The organism is Janthinobacterium sp. 78, assembly GCF_003096775.1.
Classification (GTDB): domain Bacteria; phylum Pseudomonadota; class Gammaproteobacteria; order Burkholderiales; family Burkholderiaceae_D; genus Janthinobacterium; species Janthinobacterium tructae.
The window spans coordinates 5,121,620-5,137,455 of record NZ_QENT01000001.1; the positions used below are offsets into that span (position 1 = coordinate 5,121,620).

The window sequence follows — 15,836 nt, forward strand, 5'->3', positions numbered from 1 at the left end:
TTCTTTAGAGGACAACATCATGGATATCCAGGCAACAGGCGGCGTCCCAGCCGCACTGCAGCAGCGTACCGCGGTCACGTCAGGCACCACCACTACCGCCAAGCCTGCGGCGCCGGCGGCCACGGACAGCAAGCCCACCGACAAGGCCGCCAGCAAGGAAGACGCGCAGTCCGAGCTGAGAGAGGTCAAGCAGGCCGTCAGCGACATCAACAAGGCCATGCAGTTCATGTCGCGCGAACTGGAGTTTTCGGTCGACACCGACAGCGAGCGCACCGTCGTCAAGGTGATCGACCAGCAAACGCGCGAAGTCATCCGCCAGATGCCCACCAAGGAAGCGCTGGAAATCGGCAAGGCACTGGAAAAAGTGCAAGGCTTGCTGATCCGGCAAACGGCGTAAGCCGCCCCCGTGTCACCGCCTTGGGCATAGGATAAACAGGCGACCAAATACCCCTCTAAAGTATGGATGAAATATGCCGTTAACCAGTTATATTCATGCATTCTCTAGGAGGTCATTGTGGCTGTCTCATCCCTCAGTACTGGTGGCGTCCTCGACGTAAATAGCCTGGTCAGTCAACTGATGACCGTGGAAAGCCGCCCCTTTGTCGCCATGCAGAACAAAGAGAAGGCCATCACCACCCAATTATCCGCCTATGGCACCCTGAGCGGCGCCGTCGGCGCATTCCAGACCACCGTCACCGCGCTGGCCGATGCCTCGAAATACAAGGTGGCCAACGCCACCACCTCGGACGACAAGGTCCTGACTGCCACCACCGGCAAGGACACCGTCAAGGGTAACTACAGTGTCAACGTGGGCCAACTGGCGCAGGCGCAAACCATCAGCGCCGCCGGACAGGTCAGCACCAGCGCGCTGATCGGTTCTGGCGCCAGCACCGTGCTCACTTTTGACTTCGGCAGCGTCACGGGCGGCACCCTGGCCGACGGCAAGTATACGGGGGCCACTTTCGATCTCGATGCGACGCGCACGGCCCGCACCGTCACCATCGACAGCAGCAACAACTCGCTGCAAGGCATCCGCGACGCCATCAACAAGGCTGGCGTCGGCGTGACCGCCAGCATTATTTCCGACGGTAGCAGCACGCCGAACCGCCTGGTGCTGACCTCGGACAAGAGCGGCGAAACGTCGAGCATGCGCGTTTCCGTCGCTGGCGACCAGGACTTGAGCGATTTATTGTCCTACGCGCCAAACGGCACGCAGAACATGAAGCAAAGCAATGCTGGCCAAAATGCCAAACTGACCGTCAATGGCGTGGCCATCACCAGCCCGACCAATAACGTCGACAACGCCGTGCCTGGCGTGACGATGTCGGTACTGAAGATCGGCACCAGCAATGTCGGCGTCAGCATGGATACCTCCGGCATCAAGACGGCCCTGAGCAACTTCGTCAAGGCCTACAATGATCTCAATACCACCGTCAACGGTCTGACGGCCGTCACGCCCGACCTGAAAAAGGGTGCGGCGCGCACGGGCGGCCCGCTGGTGGGCGACTCGACCACGCTGAGCCTGCAGGCGAGCTTGCGCAAGATGTTTTCCAGCAACGTGCCTGGCTTGTCAGGCAGCGTGACGAGCCTGAGCCAGCTGGGCGTCGCCTTCCAAAAGGATGGCACGCTCAAGCTCGATACGGGCAAGCTGCAAACGGCCATCGACAAGAGTCCGGACGACGTGATCAAGCTGCTGGCCACCTCCGGTTCGACCAGCGACAGCCTGGTCAGCTTCGTCAGCTCGACCAGTAACTCGACGGTCGGCACCAAGGCCATCTCGATTTCCAAGCTGGCCACGCAAGGCACCCTGGCGGGCAGCGCGCCAGCGGCTCTGAACATCATCGCTGGCGTCAACGACAACCTCTCGATGACGATCAATGGCGTCAGCAGCAAGGCCACGCTGGTGCCGGGCAACTACACGGCGGACAGCCTGGTCAGCCATCTGCAGTCGCTGATCAATGGCGCCTCCGGCAGCACCGACAAAACTGTCGGCGTGACGGTCAAGCAGGAAAACGGCATCATCAGTATTACCTCGAACAAATATGGTTCCGCGTCGAAGCTGGAAATTACCGGCAACGGCGCCGATGGGCTGTTTGGCAGCCCGACCATGACCACCGGCGTGGACGTAGCGGGCACCATCGACGGCGCCGTGGCCGTTGGCAGCGGTCAGACCCTGACCGGTGCGCCCGGCTCGGGCAGCGCCGGCATTGCGGTGCTGATCAACGGCGGCCAGTTGGGCGGCCGGGGCACGGTAAATATTTCGAAAGGCGTCAGCGCGCTGTTTGCCAGCACGACCGACAGCTACCTGGGCACGGCCGGCCTGATTCAAAACAAGAATGACGGCTTGAACAAGAGCATTGCCGATATCACCAAGCAGCGCGATGCGCTCAATAGCCGCCTGACCCTGACCGAGGCGAGGCTGCGCAAACAATACAGTTCGCTCGACGTGAAGCTCAGTTCGATGAACAGCACCACCAATTATTTGACTCAGCAACTGGCGAAGCTGTCTTAGAGTTAACGCATATCTACTAGAGGAAAACGAATGTTTGGATCATCAAACAAAGGCGCGCAATCCTACGCCAAGGTTGGCCTGGAAACGGGCATAGGCGCCGCTTCCCCGCACAAGCTGATCGCCATGCTGTACGACGGCGCCCTGGTAGCCGTGCTGAGCGCGCAGATGCACATGAAAGCTGGCAATATCCCGGAAAAGGGCAAGTCCATTTCACGCGCCATGCAACTGATCGACCAGGGACTGCGCGCCAGCCTGGACAAGAATGCGGGCGGCCAGATCGCCGAAAACCTCGATGCGCTGTATGAATACATGGGCGCGCGATTGCTGACGGCCAACCTGAAAAATGACCTGAGCATCCTCGAAGAGATACAGCGCCTTCTGACCGACCTGCGCGACACCTGGAACGCCATAGGCACGCCTTCCGGCATGAATATTGCCGCTAGCGATGCATCTGTTACCAGCATCTCCAACTATGCGAGCGCCTGAACCATGATGACCAATCAAGAAGTCCTGACCACGTATGAAACCATGCAGACCCTGACGGGCCGGATGGTGATGGCCGCCAGCAACGCCGACTGGGACGCGTTCGAAGCGCTGGAGCAGCAAGTGAGCGCGCACGTCGAAGCGCTGAAGGCGAATGAAGCAAAAGTCGTGCTGGAAAGCGCCGGCCGCCAGCGCAAGGTCGCCCTGATCAAGCAGATACTGGAAGACGACCGCAAGATCCGCGACCTGACCATGCCGTGGATGGCGCATTTGTCCAAGCTGATCAACAGCACGGGCACCGAACGGCGCCTGGCCAACGCCTACGGCGTCTAAACGCAAGCGGGGGCGCCATGTTGCCGAAGATGGATGCCATCGGCATGCCGCCCCTGACACCGGTCAAGGGCGCGCGCCCGGCCGACGCCGTCGCCGACCCGCGCCAGGCCGAGTTCCAGCGCTCGCTGCAGGGACTGATCGGCAAATCCATGCAGGGCCAGGTGCTGGCGCGCATGGGCGATGGCAGCTACCTGGTGCGGGTGGCCGGCACGCCGGCCCGCATGCAGCTGCCCGCCGGCGCCCAGCCGGGCACCGAAATTCCCCTGACCCTGATCGGCATCAATCCCCGCCCCTCGTTTCAAATCGGCACTCACCGCGACCAGCCCGCCAGCGCCCTGCTGACGTATGCCGACGCGGAGGCCGAACCCGACGCCCTTGAAGCGCGCGGTCCCCACACCGGCGCCGCCCAGGCGGGCACGCGCGCCAGCAGCACGGCCGCCACCCTGCTCAGCCGCGCGCCCCTGACGCCAGCCAACTTGCTGCCCGCCCTGGCAGGCGATACGCCGGCGCCGGAACTGAGCACCACCGCGCGCGCCATCAGCAGCGTACTCAGCCAGGCTGAAAGCGTGCCCGGCGCGCCCCTGGCGCTGGTCGGCAAGACGCCGCTGATGGCCGCGCCGGGAGCCGATCCCGCCCAGGTGGCACAAAAGCTGCGCGACACGGTCGGCAGCAGCGGCCTGTTCTATGAATCGCACGTGGCCGAATGGGCCGAAGGCAAGCGCCCGCTGGCCTCGCTGCTGCTGGAACCGCAAATGCAAAAGGCCGCGCCGGGCGAGACGCCCAGGACGGGCACCGACCTGGCCTCGGCGCAACTGATCAATTTACAGCTGCATACGCACGAACAGGCGCGCGTGCAGTGGCAGGGCGAAGCCTGGCCCGGCCAGAAGATGCAGTGGGATATCAGCCAGGATACGCCGGAAGGACAGCAGCACGCTGGCACGCAGGACGACGAGGAAGCGACGGCCTGGCGCAGCAATGTGCGCTTCCAGTTCCCCCTGCTGGGCGACTTGGCCGCGCACGTGGTCTTGCAGGGCGGCCGGGTGGCCATCCAGCTGCAGGCCGGCAGCGACGCCAGCGCCGATACCTTGCGCCAGCATGCGGCGCGCCTGGAAGCGTCGCTGGACGCCGCCGGCTGGCCGCTGTCGTCATTGACGATCGCCGGCACGCCGGAGGCGGCCGGGCCAGCGGAAGCAGATGATGCTTGACGACACCAAGCGCAAGGTGCCGCAGACGGCCGTCGCCCTGGCCTACCAGAGCGGCACGCCGGCGCCCAAGGTGGTGGCCAAGGGCAGCGGCCTGATCGCGGACCAGATCATCAGCACGGCGCGCGAACACGGCGTCTTCGTGCATGAATCGAAGGAATTGGTGGCGCTGTTGATGGATGTCGACCTGGACCGCCAGATTCCACCCGGCCTGTATCGGGCGATTGCGGAACTGCTGGCCTGGTTATATCATATTGAATCTGCGAATGGCGGACCGATCCCGCCGCCGCCCGACACCAGCGTCCACCTCACCGATACATAGACAGGCATCAATGCAAGCACATATTATGGATTCCGGCCTCGAAAACTGGCATGACTTTGAAGTGGAATCGCGGCGGGAAATCATCGCCTTGCTGCGCAGCATCAGCGAAAAGAACCAGCTGATCCGCATGCTGATCCATGGTGAATCCGATGTGTGCGTCACCTCCATCCTGGAAGTCGATGCCGACCACAATACCGTCATCCTCGACCGTTCCGTGAACAACGACCAGAACCGGCGCATGCTGGCCGCCAAGGGCATCTCGTTTGAAACGTCGCTCGACAAGATCCGCATCCTGTTTGCCAGTGCCCAGGTGCAAGAGTGCAATTACGGCGGCACACCCGCCTTGAAAATTGCCATTCCAGAAACATTGATCCGCCTGCAGCGGCGCGAGTATTACCGCATGACCACGCCCGTGAGCAATCCCGTGCGCGTCTCGATTCCCCTGCCACCCTCGCTGGGCGGCACCGACACCCTGTTTCCGCTGGCCGACATCAGCTGCGGCGGCATCGCCATCCTGGACAATAAACTGATACTGGGCGAGACCATCGGCAGGGACTATCCCGGTTGCCGCATCGACTTGCCTGACGTCGGCATCGTCAGCGCCACCTTGCAAATTCGCAATTCGCTGGACATGACCCTGCTGAACAACAAGCTGAACCGCCGCCTGGGCTGCCAGTTCGTCGACCTGCCGCGCAGCATGCTGGCGCACGTGCAGCGCTATATCACGCGGCTGGAGCGCGAGAGGAATGCGCGCATGGCGGGGTTAGGTTAACACCTTACAAACCTACTGCGCGTCGCCATTTGCGGCCTGCGATGCTCACTGTACTAGAGTACAGTTCCGCTTCTCGGCCACAACTGGCTTCCGCTCGCTACGGTTTGTAAGGCGTTCGTGACATAGCAATACACTTGCCTGTATCAAACCTGCATATTCATGATCTCGTGATACGCCGACACTAATTTATTCCTCACCTGCACCGTCGCCTGGAATTCGATGCTCGATTTTTGCATCGACACCATCACATCCGACAGGCTGACCTTTTCGTCACCCATGGTAAAGCGCTGGCCCATCGCCGACGACGCCTTTTGCGCGCCGCTCACGGAATCGAGCGCGCTCTTGAAGGCATCGGCAAAATTCACCTTCGCTGCCGGCATTTCAGTCTGGATCGCCGGTATTTTCGCCTCCGGCCGCGTGGCCGCCGACTTCAGTTGCGCGATCATCGCCTCGATCCTGCTGCTATCGATACCGCCTGTTTTCACTTTGCCTCCCGATTCTGGTCTGCTTCATATCTGTTCCATGCCTGTTGCACCCAGAGAACAAAACCCTGGCGTGCAAGGCAACGACGGGTACAATAACTTCCGTCACATGTTGCCAGGGTTCCACAATACCAGCGCCAACGCCAGCCGCTCGGCCGAGCAGGCGGCAAAAGCGCCTTCTGTTTGGACGATTGAAGCGCGTGACAGTGGCGGATAATTCTGCATATCGCCCCTCCTCCCGAGGAAGCGGCCCCCACGCACCACCCAACACCCGTCAAACCACACGCCCTGGAAGGCAATCATGGCTGTAGCCGAAGAAATCGATGTGAACCGCATACCGCCGGAACCGGCGCCTGCCCGCTCGCCCGTGGAGTCCGTACAAGCGTTCGCCAAGACGCCGATGGGCAAGAATTTCCTGCGCGGCCTGGGTGTGGCGGCACTGATTGCCATCGGCGTGGCCCTGTACATGTGGAACCAGCCACCCGAGTACAAGGTCCTGTTTTCCAATTATACGGACCGCGACGGCGGCGCCATCACCGCGTCGCTGGACCAACTGGGCATCAAGCACAAGTTTTCCGAAGGCGGCGGCGCCATTCTCGTGCCCACCGAGCAAGTCCACGATGCGCGCCTGAAACTGGCCGCGCAAGGCTTGCCGAAGGGCGGCAACGTGGGCTTCGAACTGATGGAAAACCAGAAGCTGGGCGTGTCGCAATTTCTGGAACAGGTCAATTTCCAGCGCGCCCTCGAAGGCGAACTGGCGAAATCGATCGAATCGGTGTCCGCCGTCGACACGGCGCGCGTCCACCTGGCCCTGCCCAAACCGTCCGTCTTCGTGCGCGAACAGCAAAAACCGACGGCTTCCGTGCTGCTGAACCTGCATCCGGGCCGCGGCCTGGACCAGTTACAGGTCAGCGCCATCGTGCACCTGGTGGCGTCCAGCGTGCCGGAATTGCTTCCAGTCAATGTCACCGTGGTCGACCAGGCCGGCAGCTTGCTGTCGAACCAGGAAAAGGACAAGGACCGCGCCAACGGCATCAAGAGCCTGGACCCGAACCAGTTAAAGTACGTGCAGCAGTTGCAGCAAAGCGTGATCAAGCAAGTCGAATCGATCTTGCTGCCCATCGTCGGCGAAGGCAATGTGCGCGCCGAAGCGACGGCCGACGTGGATTTCTCGCAAAGCGAGCAGGCGGCCGAAACCTACAAGCCGAACTCGCCGCCGGAAGCATCCACCATCCGCAGCCAGCAAACGAGCGAATCGACGGGCGCCGGCAATGCCAACCCGTCCGGCGTGCCGGGTGCGCTGTCGAACCAGCCGCCGGGCGTGGCCACGGCGCCGTTGACGGCGGAAGCGCCAGGCGCACCGGCCGGTGCAGCGACGGCACCGAGCCAGAAGGAATCGACGACAAATTACGAAGTTGACAAGACCGTGCGCTACGAGCAGAAATCCATGGGCGGCCTGCGCCGCCTGTCGGTGGCCGTCGTCGTCAACTACCGCCGCAGCTTCGACAAGGATGGCAAGGTCACGGTCAAGCCGATTTCGCCTGCCGAAATGGTGCAGATCAATAACCTGGTCAAGGAAGCGATGGGCTACAACAAGGAGCGGGGCGACAGCTTCAGCGTGGCCAACTCGCCCTTCGACGGCATCGACCGCGCGCCGGAAGGCAAGCTGGAGTGGTGGCGCGACCCGGCCAACCTGCCGCTGGCCAAGGAACTGGCGAAGTTCCTCATCACGGCCCTGATCCTGTTGTATATCTTCATCAAAATAGTGCGCCCGATGCTGCGCCCCGTGATGCGCAAGATCGACGATTTCGGCGCGCCACCGCCCGTCATCGAGCCGGAACTGGCCAAGGACGGCACAGAAAACGAAGTCCTGCTCAGCGAAGCGGAACTGGAAGAACTGGAAGAAGATACGGCCCGCGGTTATCGCGAAAACCTGGCGATGGCGAGGAAACTGGCACAGGACGACCCACGCGTGGTGGCCAACGTAATCAAAGCATGGATAGGCAATAATGAGTGAGACAACGGGACTGCAAAAAGCATCGATCCTGATGCTGGCATTGGGTGAGAGCGAAGCGGCCGAGGTCATGAAATTCCTCGGCCCGCGCGAAGTGCTGAAACTGGGCGCCGCCATGGCCACCATGAAGGGCATCGCGCACGAGCAGGTGGTCGAGGTGCTCGACGACTTCCGCGCGCAGACGGAACTCAATTCCACCGTCGGCCTCGATTCGGACGAATACATCCGGCAAGTGCTGACCAAGGCGCTGGGCGACGACAAGGCGTCGGTGCTGCTGTCGCGCATCCTGGGCGGCAAGGATGCGTCCGGCATCGAATCGCTGAAATGGATGGATTCGCAATCCGTGTCCGAACTGATCCGCAACGAACACCCGCAGATCATCGCCACCATCCTGGTCCACCTGGAACGCGACCAGGCGTGCGAAATCCTCGGCCATTTCACGGACCGCCTGCGCAACGACGTGGTGCTGCGCATCGCCACCCTGGACGGCGTGCAGCCGGCCGCCTTGCGCGAACTCAACGATGTGCTGACGAAACTGCTGTCGGGTAACGAAAACATCAAGAAATCGTCGCTGGGCGGTGTGCGCGCGGCGGCCGAGATCCTTAACTTCATGAGCGGCGAGCAAGAAGGCTCCGTCATGGACAATATCAAGAACTACGACAACGACATGGCGCAAAAGATCATGGACGAAATGTTCGTGTTCGACAACGTGATCGACATCGACGACCGCGGCATCCAGCTGCTGCTGCGCGAAGTACAGTCGGAAATGCTGATCATCGCCCTGAAAGGCGCCTCGCAAGAGCTGCGCGACAAGATCTTCAAGAACATGTCGCAGCGTGCCGGCGAGATGATGCGCGAAGACCTGGAGTCGAAAGGCCCCGTGCGCCTGTCGGAAGTGGAGTCGCAGCAGAAACAGATCCTGCAAATCGTGCGCCGCCTGGCGGACGAAGGGCAGATAGTCCTGGGTGGAAAAGGCGAGGATTCGTTTGTCTAATTTAATACCCAAAGAGCAGCAAACCGCTTACCAGCGCTGGGAAATGACCTCGTTTGGCGACGAGCGTCCCAGCGTGGTGGCGGCGCGCAAGCTGCTCGAACCCGATCCTGAACCCGAATTCGACCCGGAAATGGATCCATACGGCGAGCTGTCGGAAGCAGAGCCGGCCGCGCCGCTGGAATACCCGACGCAGGAAGAACTCGACGCCATCCGCGAGGAAGCGCGCGCCACCGCCTTCGATGAGGGCCGCGCCGCCGGCTATGCGGAAGGCCACGCGGCCGGGCATGCCGATGGCCATGCCGAGTCATATGCGGAAGGCAAGGCCGCTTCCGCCATCGAGTTGGCGCATCTGCAAAGCATCGCCGTCGACTTCGGCACGGCCGTGCACCAGGCCGATGAACTGATCGCCAACGACGTCATGGAACTGGCCTTGCAACTGGCCAAGGCCATGCTGAAGACGGCCTTGCCCGTGCGCCCCGAGCTGATGCTGCCGCTGGTGCGCGAAGCCATCGAGTATTTGCCTGTGCTGCAACAACCGGCCTTGCTGATGCTCAATCCGGAAGATGCGCAAGTGGTGCGCGACGGCATCGGCGATGAACTCGACAAGGGTGGCTGGAGGGTCATCGAAGACCCGTCCGTGGAACGCGGCGGCTGCAAGATCGACACGGCCAGCAACCAGATCGATGCGCAAAGCTCCACCCGCTGGCAGCGCCTGACGCATGCGCTGGGCAAGGACCTGGACTGGCTGGCGCCGTGAGCGAGCCTGTCAAAGGCCCAACTGCCCATGCGGCGCGCTGGCGCGCTTACCTGAGCGACTGTTCGGCCGTGGTCGGCTTTGTGGAACCAATGCAAATATCGGGCCGGGTCACGCGCGTGGCCGGCCTGGTGATGGAAGCGGTGGGCCTGCGCCTGGCCGTCGGCGCCGCCTGCACCGTGCCGCTGCCCAATGGCGGGCGGGTCGAAGCGGAAGTCGTGGGATTTGAAGGCGAGCGCCTGTTTTTGATGCCGCAAAGCGACGTCGAAGGCATCGTGCCCGGCACGCGCGTGTTTTCCGTCGAACCGGCCATCCCCCGCCCCGGCAGCGTGGCGCATCCGCGCCGCCGCCCCAGCGACCGCGCGCGCCACCTGCCCGTGGGGCCGCAACTGCTGGGCCGCGTGCTCGACGGCGCGGGCCGTCCGCTCGACCAGCTGGGCCCGCTGCTCACGACGGACAGCGCCCCCATCAACGTGCGCCCCGCCAATCCGCTGGGCCGCGCGCCCATCGTGACCACGCTGGACGTGGGCGTGCGCTCGATCAATGCCATGCTGACCGTGGGCCGCGGCCAGCGCATGGGCCTGTTCGCCGGTTCCGGCGTGGGCAAGAGCGTGCTGCTGGGCATGATGGCCCGCTACACGGAGGCGGACGTGATCGTCGTCGGCCTGATCGGCGAACGTGGACGCGAAGTCAAGGAATTCATCGAGCAAATCCTCGGCCCGGAAGGCCTGGCCCGCTCCGTCGTCGTGGCGGCGCCGGCCGACACGCCGCCGCTGATGCGCCTGCAGGGCGCCGCGTATGCGACGGCCATTGCCGAGTATTTCCGCGACCAGGGGCAAAACGTGCTGTTGATCATGGATTCGCTGACCCGCTACGCCATGGCGCAGCGCGAAATCGCCCTGGCCATCGGCGAACCGCCCGCCACCAAGGGGTATCCGCCGTCCGTCTTCGCCAAGCTGCCCGTGCTGGTGGAGCGGGCCGGCAATGGCGAGGAAGGCGGCGGCTCGATCACCGCCTTCTACACCGTGCTGACCGAGGGCGACGACCAGCAGGACCCGATCGCCGACTCGGCGCGCGCGATTCTCGATGGCCACATCGTGCTGAACCGGCGCCTGGCCGAGGCGGGCCATTATCCCGCCATTGACATCGAGCAATCGATTTCGCGCGCCGCCCACTCGATCACCACGCATGAACACCAGCAGCAGGCGCGCAAGCTGAAACAGCTGTATTCGCGCTATGAACGCAGCCGCGACCTGATCAGCGTGGGCGCCTACAGCGCCGGCACCGACCCCGTACTGGACCAGGCCATCGCCCTGCATGAAAAGATCGAGGCGTTTTTGCAACAGCAAATCACCGAGCGGGTCAGCATGGACGAGAGCTTGGGGCAACTTACCGCTCTATTCGACTGATTAGGGCTTGCATGGCGGGAATATAATCAGGCATGGCTTCTCCTTCCCAACTTGCAACCCTGATCGACCTTGCCCAGCGCGAAACGGACGATTGCGCCAAGCGCCTGGGCGCGGCCCTGAAAGCGCTCGACGATTGCCGCCAGAAGCTCGACATGCTGTCCGGCTACCGCGACGACTATGCCCAGCGCTTCGAGGCGAGCATGAGCAACGGCATCACGCCCATGGCTTACCGCAATTTCCAGGCCTTCATGGTCAAGCTCGACAGCGCCATCCAGGGCCAGCAGCAGGTGGTCGAACATGCGCAAGCACGCAGCGAGAATGAAAAGATGCGCTGGCAACTGGCCGAACGCAAGCGCATGTCGTACACCACCCTGAACAATCGGGCGCAGGAACAGGCGCTGAAGCTGGAAAACAAGCGCGACCAGAAAGCAATGGATGAGCACGCGGCGCGACAAGCCTATTACAAACGCTAAGCAACACTGAGGCAGCATCATGCAAACCCAGCCAACACCGATTTCCCAGATTATCTCGCCGAACGCCACGCCGGGCACCGCCAACCGCAGCCAGGCGCCCACCAGCAGCACGGCGGGCGACTTCCAGCGCACCCTGAACCGCCAGATCGAGCAACGCCAGGCCAGCCGCAATATGGAGCAAGCGCAAGTACAAGCGTCGGCGGCAGCCCGCCCCGCCAGCCATGCTGCCATGCAGGCGCCGGCCAAGGACACGACGCCGGCGCACGCGGACACCACCGAACCGGCCACCAACAAGGAACAGCCATCCGCGCCCGCTACCAGCGACAGCGCCACGGCCGAGGCCGAGGCCAGCGTGCCCGCCGCGACAGTCCCGCCGCCTGCCGATCCGGCCGCCGAGATGCTGGCCCTGGTGGGCAGCATCCAGCTGGCAATCCAGCCGCCAGCGGCCAAGGCCGCGCCGGAACTGCCCGTGCGCTCCAGCGTCAAGACCGAGGGCAAGAACCTGGCAACAGGGGCCTTGCTGGCAGCCGGCCAGGGCAGCGGCAAGGCCGCCGCCACAGTCATCGCGCAAGCCGACAGCGGCGACTTTGCCGACAGCCTGGGCCTGGCCCAAGGCAAGACAAGCGCCACGCCAGGCACCAGCGTGCCGAGCGGCAAGGCCGAGCCGGGCAAGCTGGCCATCGATGCGCAGCTGGCGGCCACGGCCAAGGCTGGCAGCGCCGTGAGCGACGCGAGCATCAAGGAAGCACCTGCCGACCTGAGCCGCCTGGCGGCCCAGTTGCAACCAGGCGCGCTGCAGCAGGCCGCCGCCGCCGTGGCCGTGCCGGCAGACAAGCTGACGGGCCGGGTCGGCACGCCGGCCTGGGACCAGCAGCTGGGACAGAAAGTCGTGTGGATGGCGGCCGGTGGCGACCAGAGCGCCACCCTGACCCTGAATCCACCCGACCTGGGACCTGTGCAAGTGGTCCTGACGGTCACCAATGACCAGGCCGATGCCGCCTTCATGTCGGCCCAGCCCGAAGTACGCCAGGCGCTGGAAGCGGCCATGCCGCGCCTGCGCGAGATGATGAGCGAAGCGGGCATCGCCTTCGGCAGCGCCACCGTCTCGGCCGGCACGCCGGAACAGCAACACAATGGCGAGCGTGCCGCCTCGGGCGAACGCCGCAGCAATGGCCAGGGCGGCGGCGTCTCCGGTGGCGAGATCGCCATCGCGCCGGCTGCAGGCGGACGCAGCCGCCCCAGCCTGAGTGCAGTGGATACCTTTGCCTGAGGCCAATTCGTCGGCCGCAGGCCTCAGGCGCCTCCCAGAGAGTAACTTTTCGTCTAAAAACAGCGAGTTGAGGGCGCTTCCGCCCTCTTTTCACTGCATCCTTCTGCGCAGAATTTGCCGATAATGACATAATGGCGTCGTGATCCACTTCCATGCACTCGAGTACCATTGAAAGCAAATCCAAAAATGAAAGCAGATCCGAAAGCAGATGCAGGCCTGGCCCCCCCCGGCGCCTCGAAAAAGAAGCTTCTGATCATCGTACTGGCCTCGGTGCTGGTGGCTGGCGGCATCGGTGGTGGTGCAGCCTGGTACTTCCTGCATGGCAAGGCCGATAAAGAAGAAGCGGCGCCCAGCAAGAAAAAACATGCCGCTTCCAAGGCAGGCCCTCCCGTCTTCGTGCCCATCGACTCCTTCACCGTCAACTTGCAGCCGGAAAATGGCGAACAATACCTGCAGATCGCCTTCACCTTGCAGGCCAGCAGCGCGGAAGAAATGGACTTGATCAAGGTCAACATGCCGAAAGTGCGCAGCCGTTTGCTGCTGCTGCTGTCCGGCAAGAAGGCATCCGAACTCAATACCGTGGAAGGCAAGCAGCAACTGGCGGCCGAAATCATCAATCAGGTGAACCAGCCGTTCGAGGACAAAGGGCCGGAGCAGGACGTGACGGACGTATTATTTACCGCATTCATCATTCAATAAGCAGCCATGGCCGATAATTTCCTCTCCCAGGAAGAAGTCGATGCCCTTCTGAAGGGCGTCAACGGAGACCAGGACGACGCGCAGGCGCCGGAAGATGTCACGGGAGTTCGTACCTACAACCTGGCAACCCAGGAGCGCATCGTGCGCGGCCGGATGCCAACGTTGGAAATTATCAACGAGCGTTTCGCCCGCCTGCTGCGCGTGGGCCTGTTCAACTTCCTGCGCCGCAGTGCCGAAGTGTCGGTGGGTTCCGTGCGCGTCTCGAAATACAGCGAGTTCATCCGCAACCTGGTGGTGCCGACCAATCTGAACCTGGTGCACATGAAGCCGCTGCGCGGCACTGCCCTGATGGTCTTCGATCCGGGTCTGGTGTTCCTGCTGGTCGACAATCTGTTTGGCGGCGACGGACGTTTTCATACGCGTGTCGAAGGACGCGACTTTACGCAGACGGAGCAGCGCATCATCTTGCGCATCCTCGACATCGTCTTTGAAGCCTATACCAAGTCGTGGGAACCGGTCTTCCCCGTCGAGTTCGAATATATCCGCTCGGAAATGAACACGCAGTTCGCCAACATCGCCACGCCGAACGAGGTCGTCGTCGCCTCGACGTTTACGGTGGAACTGGGCTCCGTTTCCGGACAAATCCACTTCTGCATGCCGTATTCGATGATCGAACCGATCCGCGATTCGCTGACCTCGAGCCTGCAAGGCGAAGCGCTGGAAGTGGACAAGCGCTGGATCCGCCTGATGACACAGCAGATCCAGATCGCCGAAGTCGAACTGGTGGCGTCGCTGGGCACGGCGCGCGTCTCGTTCGACGAGATTTTGAACATGAAGGTGGGCGACATCATTCCGCTCAATATTCCCGAACTGATCGCCGCCACCGTCGACGGCGTGCCCGTGATGGATTGCACATATGGCGTGTTGAACGGACAATATGCGCTGAAGGTTGAAAAGTTATTGGCAAATTCCGATAACATGAATAATCACTAAATACCTACCCGGGCCGCGTTGCGGTCCGTATCTGTACAACAGGAGAAACACATGTCTGACAACCAAGACGACCAAAGCGCGGAAGACGATTGGGGCGCGGCCATTGCCGAGCAGGCCAAGGCGGAAGCCGAAGCGCTGCAAAATCAGGCCGCCAATACGGCCAGCGCGGCCAGCGCGGCCGTGTTCAAGGACTTTTCCAAGCAGGCGTCGAAGTCGGAAACGCACAACGATATCGATTTCATCCTCGATATCCCCGTGCAACTGACGGTCGAACTGGGCCGTACCAAGATCGCCATCAAGAACCTGCTGCAACTGGCACAGGGTTCCGTGGTCGAACTCGACGGCCTGGCGGGCGAACCGATGGACGTGCTGGTGAACGGCTGCCTGATCGCCCAGGGCGAAGTGGTGGTGGTGAATGACAAGTTTGGTATCCGCCTGACCGACATCATCACGCCTTCCGAACGCATCCGAAAATTGAATAAATGAAGCCTGGCCTGTTGATTTCCACCGTGCTGCCGCTCATGGCGGCATGCAGCATTGCGCTGGCGGCACCGGCTTCGGCGCCCGTACCCGCTTCGGTCCCGGCCGAAACGGCGGCGCCCAGCGCAGCTGCCGAAGTGGCATCTGAAAACCCCGCTGCCGCCGTTGCAGCGGCACCTGCAGCGGCACCCGCCCCTGCCGTCGCTCTGCCCGCCATGCCGGCGGGCGCGCCCATGACGATGGCACCGACGAGCTCGGCCGGCAGCTTGCTGCAAACCATCCTGGCGCTGGTGTTCGTGCTGGCCCTGCTGATCGGCCTGGCCTGGTTCATGAAGCGCTATGGCCCCAAAGTCATGGGCGGCAACAACAAGATGCGCGTCGTCAGCTCGCTCAATCTGGGCGGACGCGAACGCATCGTCCTCGTCGAAGTGGCCGACCAGTGGATCGTCGTCGGCGCCTCGCCCGGCCGCATCAACGCGCTGGCCACCATGCCGCGCCAGGAAGGCGAGTTGCCGCAACTGGCAACGACGCAAAACGGCCCCGCGGCCGCCAATTTTTCCGAGTGGCTGAAACAGACCATCGAAAAACGCAATGGGAAATAAGCAGCAGATGGCGTGGTCCAACGTAAAGACTCCCCTGACCTG

The 15,836-nt window shown here is 62.7% G+C and carries 19 protein-coding genes; 18 read left to right on the top strand and 1 reads right to left on the bottom strand.

Annotated elements, in window-relative coordinates; all coding sequences use genetic code 11:
* Positions 1-19 precede the first annotated feature (19 nt).
* The 7 genes from C8C92_RS22520 to C8C92_RS22550 all read left to right on the top strand — a co-directional run bounded on the left by C8C92_RS22520 (position 20) and on the right by C8C92_RS22550 (position 5,624).
* Positions 20-397: a flagellar protein FlaG gene (locus C8C92_RS22520; RefSeq protein WP_099762591.1), complete on the top strand. Its 378-nt coding sequence runs from the start codon at positions 20-22 to the stop codon at positions 395-397.
* Positions 398-514: 117 nt separating this feature from the next.
* Complete coding sequence (gene fliD, locus C8C92_RS22525) at positions 515-2,512, top strand: flagellar filament capping protein FliD (RefSeq protein ID WP_133250815.1); 1,998 nt, start codon at positions 515-517, stop codon at positions 2,510-2,512.
* Positions 2,513-2,542: 30 nt separating this feature from the next.
* On the top strand, positions 2,543-2,998 hold the full coding sequence (gene fliS / locus C8C92_RS22530) for a flagellar export chaperone FliS (protein WP_099762585.1): 456 nt from the start codon (positions 2,543-2,545) through the stop codon (positions 2,996-2,998).
* Between the two features lie 3 nt (positions 2,999-3,001).
* The gene (locus C8C92_RS22535) at positions 3,002-3,328 is read left to right on the top strand and encodes a flagellar protein FliT (protein WP_116745286.1); all 327 of its coding nucleotides are present in this window, start codon (positions 3,002-3,004) and stop codon (positions 3,326-3,328) included.
* A gap of 17 nt (positions 3,329-3,345) precedes the next feature.
* On the top strand, positions 3,346-4,533 hold the full coding sequence (locus C8C92_RS22540) for a flagellar hook-length control protein FliK (protein ID WP_099762580.1): 1,188 nt from the start codon (positions 3,346-3,348) through the stop codon (positions 4,531-4,533).
* Positions 4,526-4,852: an EscU/YscU/HrcU family type III secretion system export apparatus switch protein gene (locus C8C92_RS22545; RefSeq protein ID WP_099764446.1), complete on the top strand. Its 327-nt coding sequence runs from the start codon at positions 4,526-4,528 to the stop codon at positions 4,850-4,852. The genes C8C92_RS22540 and C8C92_RS22545 overlap by 8 nt, the downstream gene beginning before the upstream one ends.
* Positions 4,853-4,877: 25 nt before the next feature.
* On the top strand, positions 4,878-5,624 hold the full coding sequence (locus C8C92_RS22550; protein WP_116745287.1) for a flagellar brake protein: 747 nt from the start codon (positions 4,878-4,880) through the stop codon (positions 5,622-5,624).
* A gap of 143 nt (positions 5,625-5,767) precedes the next feature.
* Here the strand turns inward: C8C92_RS22550 and fliE are convergent, their stop codons facing one another.
* The gene (fliE, locus tag C8C92_RS22555; protein ID WP_243420430.1) at positions 5,768-6,070 is read right to left on the bottom strand and encodes a flagellar hook-basal body complex protein FliE; all 303 of its coding nucleotides are present in this window, start codon (positions 6,068-6,070) and stop codon (positions 5,768-5,770) included.
* On the opposite strand from fliE, the gene C8C92_RS27870 reads away from it, so the two are divergent.
* The 11 genes from C8C92_RS27870 (at position 5,967) to fliO (ending at position 15,794) form a co-directional block, all read left to right on the top strand.
* Positions 5,967-6,323, top strand: coding sequence for a hypothetical protein (locus C8C92_RS27870; protein WP_243420448.1), 357 nt, complete (start codon positions 5,967-5,969; stop codon positions 6,321-6,323). The two genes, fliE and C8C92_RS27870, sit on opposite strands and share 104 nt — an antisense overlap.
* Before the next feature lie 84 nt (positions 6,324-6,407).
* Complete coding sequence (gene fliF / locus C8C92_RS22565) at positions 6,408-8,123, top strand: flagellar basal-body MS-ring/collar protein FliF (protein ID WP_116745288.1); 1,716 nt, start codon at positions 6,408-6,410, stop codon at positions 8,121-8,123.
* Positions 8,116-9,114 carry a flagellar motor switch protein FliG gene (fliG, locus tag C8C92_RS22570; protein ID WP_071075865.1) on the top strand — a complete coding sequence of 333 codons (999 nt, stop codon included), beginning with the start codon at positions 8,116-8,118 and terminating at the stop codon, positions 9,112-9,114. Before fliF ends, fliG begins: the two co-directional genes overlap by 8 nt.
* A 43-nt stretch (positions 9,115-9,157) precedes the next feature.
* Positions 9,158-9,871 (top strand): flagellar assembly protein FliH, encoded by a 714-nt coding sequence (locus C8C92_RS22575; protein ID WP_116745289.1) that lies wholly within the window; start codon positions 9,158-9,160, stop codon positions 9,869-9,871.
* 89 nt (positions 9,872-9,960) lie between these two features.
* Positions 9,961-11,277 (top strand): flagellar protein export ATPase FliI, encoded by a 1,317-nt coding sequence (gene fliI / locus C8C92_RS22580; RefSeq protein ID WP_243420431.1) that lies wholly within the window; start codon positions 9,961-9,963, stop codon positions 11,275-11,277.
* Positions 11,278-11,309: 32 nt separating this feature from the next.
* Complete coding sequence (gene fliJ, locus C8C92_RS22585; protein ID WP_071075863.1) at positions 11,310-11,750, top strand: flagellar export protein FliJ; 441 nt, start codon at positions 11,310-11,312, stop codon at positions 11,748-11,750.
* 19 nt (positions 11,751-11,769) lie between these two features.
* Positions 11,770-13,020, top strand: coding sequence for a flagellar hook-length control protein FliK (locus tag C8C92_RS22590; protein ID WP_116745291.1), 1,251 nt, complete (start codon positions 11,770-11,772; stop codon positions 13,018-13,020).
* 186 nt (positions 13,021-13,206) lie between these two features.
* Complete coding sequence (fliL, locus tag C8C92_RS22595) at positions 13,207-13,719, top strand: flagellar basal body-associated protein FliL (RefSeq protein WP_071075861.1); 513 nt, start codon at positions 13,207-13,209, stop codon at positions 13,717-13,719.
* A gap of 6 nt (positions 13,720-13,725) precedes the next feature.
* Positions 13,726-14,712, top strand: a complete 987-nt coding sequence (gene fliM, locus C8C92_RS22600; protein ID WP_071075860.1) for a flagellar motor switch protein FliM — start codon at positions 13,726-13,728, stop codon at positions 14,710-14,712.
* 51 nt (positions 14,713-14,763) lie between these two features.
* On the top strand, positions 14,764-15,198 hold the full coding sequence (gene fliN / locus C8C92_RS22605; RefSeq protein WP_034754038.1) for a flagellar motor switch protein FliN: 435 nt from the start codon (positions 14,764-14,766) through the stop codon (positions 15,196-15,198).
* Positions 15,195-15,794, top strand: a complete 600-nt coding sequence (fliO, locus tag C8C92_RS22610; RefSeq protein ID WP_116745292.1) for a flagellar biosynthetic protein FliO — start codon at positions 15,195-15,197, stop codon at positions 15,792-15,794. Before fliN ends, fliO begins: the two co-directional genes overlap by 4 nt.
* The last annotated feature ends 42 nt before the right edge of the window (positions 15,795-15,836 follow it).

Coding starts and splice junctions, on each gene's coding strand:
- C8C92_RS22550 (WP_116745287.1), top strand. CDS start 4,878: ATGGATTCCGGCCTCGAAAACTGGCATGACTTTGAAGTGGAATCGCGG.
- fliJ (WP_071075863.1), top strand. CDS start 11,310: ATGGCTTCTCCTTCCCAACTTGCAACCCTGATCGACCTTGCCCAGCGC.
- fliN (WP_034754038.1), top strand. CDS start 14,764: ATGTCTGACAACCAAGACGACCAAAGCGCGGAAGACGATTGGGGCGCG.
- C8C92_RS22535 (WP_116745286.1), top strand. CDS start 3,002: ATGATGACCAATCAAGAAGTCCTGACCACGTATGAAACCATGCAGACC.
- fliL (WP_071075861.1), top strand. CDS start 13,207: ATGAAAGCAGATCCGAAAGCAGATGCAGGCCTGGCCCCCCCCGGCGCC.
- C8C92_RS22575 (WP_116745289.1), top strand. CDS start 9,158: ATGACCTCGTTTGGCGACGAGCGTCCCAGCGTGGTGGCGGCGCGCAAG.
- C8C92_RS22590 (WP_116745291.1), top strand. CDS start 11,770: ATGCAAACCCAGCCAACACCGATTTCCCAGATTATCTCGCCGAACGCC.
- fliI (WP_243420431.1), top strand. CDS start 9,961: ATGCAAATATCGGGCCGGGTCACGCGCGTGGCCGGCCTGGTGATGGAA.
- fliF (WP_116745288.1), top strand. CDS start 6,408: ATGGCTGTAGCCGAAGAAATCGATGTGAACCGCATACCGCCGGAACCG.
- fliO (WP_116745292.1), top strand. CDS start 15,195: ATGAAGCCTGGCCTGTTGATTTCCACCGTGCTGCCGCTCATGGCGGCA.
- C8C92_RS22545 (WP_099764446.1), top strand. CDS start 4,526: ATGCTTGACGACACCAAGCGCAAGGTGCCGCAGACGGCCGTCGCCCTG.
- C8C92_RS22520 (WP_099762591.1), top strand. CDS start 20: ATGGATATCCAGGCAACAGGCGGCGTCCCAGCCGCACTGCAGCAGCGT.
- C8C92_RS22540 (WP_099762580.1), top strand. CDS start 3,346: ATGTTGCCGAAGATGGATGCCATCGGCATGCCGCCCCTGACACCGGTC.
- fliG (WP_071075865.1), top strand. CDS start 8,116: ATGAGTGAGACAACGGGACTGCAAAAAGCATCGATCCTGATGCTGGCA.
- fliE (WP_243420430.1), bottom strand. CDS start 6,070: ATGATCGCGCAACTGAAGTCGGCGGCCACGCGGCCGGAGGCGAAAATA.
- fliS (WP_099762585.1), top strand. CDS start 2,543: ATGTTTGGATCATCAAACAAAGGCGCGCAATCCTACGCCAAGGTTGGC.
- fliM (WP_071075860.1), top strand. CDS start 13,726: ATGGCCGATAATTTCCTCTCCCAGGAAGAAGTCGATGCCCTTCTGAAG.